The 7535-nt window shown below is 61.2% G+C and carries 9 protein-coding genes; all 9 read right to left on the reverse strand.

What is annotated here, in order from left to right; translation table 11 throughout:
• Positions 1-31: 31 nt before the first annotated feature.
• The 9 genes from SK39_RS23880 to merT all read right to left on the reverse strand — a co-directional run bounded on the left by SK39_RS23880 (position 32) and on the right by merT (position 7451).
• A complete protein-coding gene (locus SK39_RS23880) occupies positions 32-3004 on the reverse strand; it encodes a Tn3 family transposase (RefSeq protein ID WP_001138073.1) in 2973 nt (990 codons plus the stop codon).
• A 2-nt stretch (positions 3005-3006) separates the two neighbouring features.
• Positions 3007-3564 (reverse strand): recombinase family protein, encoded by a 558-nt coding sequence (locus tag SK39_RS23885; RefSeq protein ID WP_001162012.1) that lies wholly within the window; start codon positions 3562-3564, stop codon positions 3007-3009.
• A gap of 129 nt (positions 3565-3693) precedes the next feature.
• Positions 3694-3906: a DUF3330 domain-containing protein gene (locus SK39_RS23890; protein ID WP_000993245.1), complete on the reverse strand. Its 213-nt coding sequence runs from the start codon at positions 3904-3906 to the stop codon at positions 3694-3696.
• A gap of 65 nt (positions 3907-3971) precedes the next feature.
• Positions 3972-4208 (reverse strand): broad-spectrum mercury transporter MerE, encoded by a 237-nt coding sequence (gene merE, locus SK39_RS23895; protein ID WP_001087807.1) that lies wholly within the window; start codon positions 4206-4208, stop codon positions 3972-3974.
• Complete coding sequence (merD, locus tag SK39_RS23900; RefSeq protein ID WP_001277466.1) at positions 4205-4570, reverse strand: mercury resistance co-regulator MerD; 366 nt, start codon at positions 4568-4570, stop codon at positions 4205-4207. Before merD ends, merE begins: the two co-directional genes overlap by 4 nt.
• Positions 4571-4587: 17 nt before the next feature.
• Positions 4588-6273, reverse strand: a complete 1686-nt coding sequence (gene merA / locus SK39_RS23905; protein ID WP_000209296.1) for a mercury(II) reductase — start codon at positions 6271-6273, stop codon at positions 4588-4590.
• Between the two features lie 38 nt (positions 6274-6311).
• Positions 6312-6737 carry an organomercurial transporter MerC gene (gene merC / locus SK39_RS27275; protein ID WP_000522996.1) on the reverse strand — a complete coding sequence of 142 codons (426 nt, stop codon included), beginning with the start codon at positions 6735-6737 and terminating at the stop codon, positions 6312-6314.
• Positions 6738-6764: 27 nt separating this feature from the next.
• Positions 6765-7040 (reverse strand): mercury resistance system periplasmic binding protein MerP, encoded by a 276-nt coding sequence (merP, locus tag SK39_RS27280; protein ID WP_000732275.1) that lies wholly within the window; start codon positions 7038-7040, stop codon positions 6765-6767.
• A 15-nt stretch (positions 7041-7055) separates the two neighbouring features.
• Positions 7056-7451 carry a mercuric ion transporter MerT gene (merT, locus tag SK39_RS23920; RefSeq protein WP_001294653.1) on the reverse strand — a complete coding sequence of 132 codons (396 nt, stop codon included), beginning with the start codon at positions 7449-7451 and terminating at the stop codon, positions 7056-7058.
• Positions 7452-7535 lie beyond the last annotated feature (84 nt).

The raw sequence follows: 7535 nt of genomic DNA on the forward strand, positions 1-7535 counted from the left end.
AGGGAGTGACCATCTCATTAAATAAAGCACGCTAAGCCGGTGGCAGCGGTCGCAATGGCCTAAACTTCCCCGCACCGACCTTGGCGCTGCTGCGCCATAGGTAATCGCCGGTCAGGTTGATGTGCTCCCACCCCAGCGGCGACAGATATTGCAACAATGTGTCGTCCAGCGCCGTGCCGTTGCCACGCAAAGCACTGGTGGCACGCTCCAGATATACCGTGTTCCACAACACGATGGCCGCCGTCACCAGATTGAGGCCGCTGGCCCGGTAGCGCTGCTGCTCAAAACTGCGGTCGCGGATTTCACCCAATCGGTAGAAGAAGACCGCCCTGGCCAGCGCGTTGCGCGCCTCGCCCTTATTCAGCCCCGCATGGACGCGGCGGCGCAGCTCCACGCTTTGCAGCCAATCCAAAATGAACAGCGTGCGCTCGATGCGCCCCAGCTCGCGCAACGCCACGGCCAAGCCGTTCTGGCGCGGGTAGCTGCCGAGTTTGCGCAGCATCAGCGAAGCCGTTACCGTGCCTTGCTTGATGGAGGTGGCCAGCCGCAGAATTTCATCCCAATGGGCGCGTATTTGCTTGATGTTCAGCCTGTCGCTGCTAATCATCGGCTTGAGCGCGTCATAGGCGGCATCGCCCTTGGGGATGAATAGCTTGGTTTCGCCCAAGTCACGGATACGCGGCGCGAAGCGAAATCCCAGCAAATGCATCAAGCCAAACACGTGATCGGTGAAGCCTGCCGTGTCGGTGTAGTGTTCCTCGATGCGCAAGTCCGACTCGTGGTACAGCAGGCCATCAAGCACGTAAGTTGAATCACGAATGCCCACGTTGACCACCTTGGCACTGAAGGGCGCGTACTGGTCGGAGATATGAGTGTAGAAAGTCCGTCCTGGACTGCTTCCATACTTCGGGTTGATATGACCAGTGCTTTCTGCTTTGCTGCCGGTTCTGAAGTTCTGGCCGTCCGACGATGACGTGGTGCCGTCACCCCAGTTGCCGGCGAAGGGTTGCCGAAACTGCGCATTCACCAGCTCGGCCAGCGCCGTCGAATAGGTTTCATCGCGGATGTGCCAGGCTTGCAGCCAAGACAGCTTGGCGTAGGTGGTGCCAGGGCAGGACTCGGCCATTTTGGTCAGACCCAGGTTGATCGCGTCGGCCAGGATCGTCGTCAACAGCAAGGTTTTGTCCTTGGCCGTGTCGCTGGTCTTCAGGTGTGTGAAGTGGCGGGTGAAGCCCGTCCATTCATCGACCTCCATCAGCAACTCGGTGATTTTGAGGTGCGGCAGCAGCATAGCTGTCTGGTCGATCATGGCTTGCGCGGCGTCTGGTACTGCCGCGTCCAGCGGCGTGATCTTCAGGCCTGACGCGGTGGTGATGATGGCATCCGGTAAGTCGTTGGCCGCAGCCATGCGGTTGACTGTGGCGAGTTGCGCCTCCAACAATTCCAACCGGTCATGCAGGTATTGGTCGCAGTCGGTGGCCACTGCCAGCGGCAATTCGCTGGCCAGCTTCAAAGTGGCGAACTTCTCGACCGGCACCAGGTATTCGTCGAAGTCCTTGAACTGGCGAGAACCCTGCACCCAGACATCACCGGAGCGCAGCGCGTTCTTCAGCTCCGACAGGGCGCATAACTCGTAGTAACGCCGGTCGATGCCGTCGTCGGTCAGAACCAGCTTTGCCCAGCGCGGCTTGATGAATGCGGTTGGCGCATCGGCGGGCACCTTGCGCGCGCTGTCGCTGTTCATGCCGCGCAGCATGTCGATGGCATCGAGCACACCCTTGGCGGCGGGCGCAGCCCGCAATTTGAGCACGCCCAGGAACTGCGGCGCGTAGCGGCGTAGCGTGGCATAGCTTTCACCGATGTGGTGCAGGAAATCAAAGTCGGCAGGCCGCGCCAATGTTTGCGCTTCGGTGACGCTGGCGGCGAAGGTGTCCCAGGGCATAACGGCCTCGATGGCGGCGAACGGATCGCTGCCGCTTTGCTTGGCCTCAATCAACGCTTGACCGATGCGCCCATACATCCGCACCTTGTCGTTGATCGCCTTGCCGGAAGCCTGGAACTGCTGCTGATGCTTGTTCTTGGCCGCGTTGAACAGCTTGCCGATGATGCGATCGTGAAGGTCGATGATTTCATCGGTGACGGTGGCCATGCCTTCGATGGCCAGCGCTACCAGCGTGGCATAGCGTCGTTGCACCTCGAACTTTGCCAGATCAGCAGGCGTCATCTGGCCACCTTCACGAGCGATTTTGAGCAGGCGGTTCTGGTGAACCTGCCGCTCGATGCCTGCGGGCAGATCAAGTGCTTGCCAGGATTTCAGGCGCTCAATATGTTCGAGCATGTGGCGAGAGTTCGGTTTGGCAGGCGACTGGCGCAGCCATGCCAGCCACGTCACTTTACTGCCGTCCTTGCGCTTGAGAAGTTCGTCCAGGCGCTGACGGTGGGGTGATAACAAAGAATCGGTCAGCGCCGCGTAAATGCGTCGGTTGGCACGGGTGATGGCCTCGGCGCTTGCGCGCTCGATGGCATTCATGGCGGGCAGGATAATGCTCTGCCGCCGCAGATTCTCGACAAGTGCGCTCGCCAGCACGATGCCTTTGTCGGTCTGCAAGGCCAGCTCGGTCAATGTATGCACGGCTTGCCGATAGTGGCTCATGGTGAAGGGCTTGAACCCAAAAACCGTTTGCAGCTCGACCAAGTGCTCCCGCCGTGTCTGTTCGCGCTGGCCGTACTCGCTCCAACTTTCCACTGGCATCTTGAGTTGCGCGGCCACCATGCGCAACAGGGGCGGAAACGGAGGCTCATCGACGCCCAAAAAGGTGCCAGGGAATCGCAAGTAGCAAAGCTGCACAGCGAAGCCCAATCGATTCGCGGCGCCGCGACGCTGACGGATCACCGACAGGTCGGTTTCGTTGAACGTGTAGTGCCGTATCAGTTCGTCTTTGGCATCTGGCAGTGCCAGCAGGCTTTCGCGCTCGGTGGCGGACAGGATTGAGCGGCGTGGCATGGTCAGTCTTCCCGCAGGTACTGGTACAAGGTTTCGCGGCTGATGCCGAAGTCACGGGCCACCAAGGTTTTTTGGTCGCCTGCCGCAACTCGCCGTTTCAACTCGGCAATTTGTTCGCTGTTCAGCGATTTCTTTCGTCCCCGGTAGGCACCGCGCTGCTTGGCCAGCACGATTCCCTCGCGCTGACGTTCGCGGATCAGGGCGCGCTCGAACTCAGCGAAGGCTCCCATGACCGACAGCATCAGATTGGCCATCGGTGAGTCCTCGCCGGTGAACTTCAGCCCTTCTTTGACGAACTCCATGCGCACGCCCCGTTGTGTCAGCCCTTGGACGATGCGGCGCAGGTCATCAAGGTTGCGTGCCAGCCTGTCCATGCTATGCACCACCACGGTGTCGCCCTCGCGGACGAAGGCCAGCAGCCTTTCCAGCTCGGGACGCTGGGTGTCCTTGCCAGAAGCCTTGTCGGTGAACACCCGCGCCACCTGAACACCCTCCAATTGCCGTTCCGGGTTCTGGTCGAAGCTGCTGACGCGGACATAGCCGATGCGTTGACCTTGCAAGATGCCTCCAAAGGCAAAAGTGTCAGGATGAAATCTATTACCTTTGACGGAATATGTCAATCAATAGGAAATTTAACTCTATTCTGACATCGTTTGCACATGGCATCTGACATCAAGTTAGGGTATGCCTCAATCTGACGGCTGCGAACCGCCAGGGACAGGCGCAATGTCAGATTCTGTCGCGGCCTTGGCGCGTGCCTGGAAGCGTTCATAGCAATCCAGCCCGCAGAAATGTTCGACGTATTCCGCGCCTTCCGGGGTGAAGGCGGCATCGAGCGGAATTTCTTTGCAGCATACGCAGCAGGTGGTGCAACTGGCAGTGTTCGGGGCGTTTGCGTTCATGGTGGTACTCCTCCAGATTGGTAGCGAAGCTCAAAGCTGCCCACTCTCGGCTGGCTGGGAAGCGGTCATGATCTTCCCTTGAAGGCCCGCAGCAGCCGCGTCACAGACAGGACAAACAAGCCGGTCAGCGTGAGGGCTGCAATACCCCAGTGCTCCCCGATGAACGCGCCGGCCGTCGTGCCGGCTAGCACAATGGCGAGAATCGGCAAATGGCAGGGACAGGTGAGCACGGCCAGCGCGCCCCACAAGTAGCCGGTGATCGGTTTGTGCGTCTCAGACGGCAAGTGCTCTGGGCTGTTCATGGCAGACTCTCCGCGTGCTGTGCCGGTTCGGTTGGCATGGCGGCCAGTTGCATTTCGAGGCTGGCCAGGGCCTCGCGCCGACGCTCGACGAGTTGCCGCAACACGGCAAGCTGCGCAGACGCACCGTCACCGTCCGCAGCATCCAGCGCCCGGCACAGCCGCGCCAGTGCGTCCAGGCCGATACCCGCTTCGAAGGCAGCCCGTACAAAGCGCAGCCGTTGCAACGCGGTGTCATCGAACAAGCCGTAGCCGCCCGTGGTGTACGCGACCGGCCGTAGCAATCCGCGCAGCAGGTAGTCGCGCACGATATGCACGCTCACCCCGGCATCAAGGGCCAGCCGGGACACTGTGTAGGCGCTCATTGAACACCTCCTTTTCCTCATCCGGCGCAGCACGAAAGCTGCTTCACGTCCTTGCTGAAGGTCTGCGCCGCGAGCTTCAGCCCTTCGACCATGGTCAGGTAGGGGAACAATTGGTCGGCCAGTTCCTGCACGGTCATACGGTTGCGAATGGCGAGCACCGCCGTCTGGATCAGTTCACCCGCTTCCGGGGCCACCGCTTGCACGCCGATGAGCCGTCCGCTACCTTCCTCGATGACCAGCTTGATGAAGCCGCGTGTGTCGAAGTTGGCAAGCGCACGCGGCACGTTATCCAGTGTTAGCAGGCGACTGTCGGTCTCGATCCCGTCGTGATGTGCTTCCGCCTCGCTGTAGCCCACGGTGGCGACCTGCGGGTCGGTGAACACCACGGCCGGCATTGCGGTCAGGTCCAGGGCCGCATCGCCGCCAGTCATGTTGATCGCCGCACGAGTGCCGGCCGCTGCCGCCACATAGACGAACTGCGGCTGGTCGGTGCAGTCGCCGGCCGCGTAGATGTTCGGGCTACTGGTGCGCATGCCCTTGTCGATGACGATGGCCCCCTGCGCATTGACGGCTACCCCCGCCGCTTCCAATGCCAGGCTGCGCGTGTTCGGTGTCCGGCCGGTGGCGACCAGCAGCTTGTCGGCGCGCAATTCACCGTGCGTGGTGGTCAGCACGAATTCACCGTCCATATGGGCGACCTGGCTGGCTTGCGTGTGCTCCAGCACCTCGATGCCCTCGGCACGGAAAGCGGCTGTCACCGCCTCGCCGATGGCCGGGTCTTCACGGAAGAACAAGGTATTGCGCGCCAGGGCCGTGACCTTGCTGCCCAGCCGGGCAAAGGCTTGCGCCAGCTCCAGCGCCACCACCGACGAGCCGATTACGGCAAGGCGTTCGGGAATGGTGTCGCTCGCCAGGGCCTCGGTGGAAGTCCAGTAGGGTGACTCTTTCAAGCCCGGAATCGGCGGGACCGCCGGGCTGGCACCCGTGGCGACCAGGCAGCGGTCGAACATCACGACGCGCTCGCCACCCTCGTTCAAACTAACGATAAGGCTCTGGTCGTCCTTGAAACGCGCTTCACCGTGCAGAACGGTGATGGCTGAATTGCCGTCCAGGATGCCTTCGTACTTGGCATGACGGAGTTCTTCGACACGGGCCTGCTGCTGGGCCAGCAGCCGCTCGCGCAAGATCGTCGGCGGTGTGGGTGGCATGCCGCCGTCGAATGGGCTTTCCCGGCGCAGATGGGCGATGTGGGCGGCGCGGATCATGATCTTGGACGGCACACAACCGACGTTGACGCAGGTGCCGCCGATGGTGCCGCGCTCAATCAGCGTGACCTGCGCGCCTTGCTCGACGGCCTTCAGTGCTGCCGCCATCGCGGCTCCACCGCTACCAATGACGACGACCTGCAACGGGCGTTCGTTGCCACTGGGCTTATCAGCGGCCCCTATCCAGCCGCGCATCTTGTCGAGCAGGCCGGCGCGGTTGTCCGTCGGTGGCGCATCGGCAAGCGTTGCCTCGTAGCCCAGTCCGGCCACGGCGGTAGTCAGCGCATCCGATGACGTGCCCGCCTCAATGGCGAGTTGCGCTGTGCCCTTCGGATAGGACACCAGCGCCGATTGCACGCCGGGCACTTTCTCCAAGGCTTCCTTGACGTGAGCCGCGCACGAGTCGCAGGTCATCCCGGTGATTTTCAGGGTGGTCATGTATTTTTCCTTTTCTGTGGTGGCTACGGCTGTTGCCGTCAGCCACGTTGTTCTGGCAATTCACAGCTGTCCGGCCCGCAGCGGCGATGTGCTGGCGAGATGAAATCCCAGACCGACACCCCAACCATCAAGGCCAGGCCGACATAGAGCAGTCCACCGCTCTGCCAGCCGTAAGCCCGCATTAAAAACACCGCTGCCAGCACCAAGATCGGGCCTATCGTGCCGAGCGCCGTGCGTCGCCACTGTCGATGATTGAGCCAAGCGATAGCATTGGCGAGTAACGCGATGCCGGCGAACATCGGCAGCAGGATGCCAATGAATAGCCCCTCGTACTGGCTCAAGAAGCCCAGTCCGATGGCCGCGCCAAAGCTGGCGATGGCAGGAAAACAGGCGGCGCAGCCCATCGCGGAAACGACGCTGCCGAGCGCGCCGGTTTTGCCAGCGATGCGCGTGATGAGTCCCATGTGTCGCTCCCGAGTTCGGTTAACGGATCAGCGTTTGAGGCTGGACGGATAGCCCGCGTCCTCGGTCGCCTTGGTCAACTTCTGGACGTTGGTCTTGGCATCGTCGAAGGTGACGACGGCCTGGCGCTTGTCGAAACTTACGTCGGTCTTGCTCACGCCCTCAACCTTGGAAAGCGCGTGCTTGACAGTGATCGGGCAAGAGGCGCAGGTCATGCCAGGCACGGACAGCGTGACGGTCTGGGTGGCGGCCCACACGGGGGCAACAACGGCAGCGAGGGCGAGGGCGGCAAACAGTTTTTTCATGATGAACTCCTGTGATTAATAGAAAAATGGCATGACGTAGGGAAATCCGAGCGAGACCAGGACCAGCGCGGCCACGATCCAGAAAATGAGCTTGTAAGTAGCTCGCACTTGGGGAATCGCGCAGACCTCACCCGGTTTGCAGGCTTGCGCCGGGCGGTAGATGCGCCGCCAGGCGAAAAACAGCGCGACCAGCGCTGCGCCGATGAAGATCGGGCGATAGGGTTCCAGCACCGTCAGGTTGCCGATCCATGCCCCGCTGAACCCCAAGGCGATCAAAACCAGCGGCCCCAGGCAGCAGGCCGACGCAAGAATGGCGGCCAGCCCACCGGCGAAGAGCGCGCCGCGCCCGTTTTGTGGTTCAGACTTTTGTGGTTCAGACTTTTGTGGTTCAGACTTTTGTGGTTCAGACATACGCTTGTCCTTTCAAATTTGGTTTGGATAGCTTAAGCTTACTTCCGTAGTTATGTACGGAGTCAAGCGATATGCAAATTAATT

This window comes from Citrobacter sp. BIDMC107, from assembly GCF_001037575.1.
GTDB classification, from domain to species: domain Bacteria; phylum Pseudomonadota; class Gammaproteobacteria; order Enterobacterales; family Enterobacteriaceae; genus Citrobacter; species Citrobacter freundii.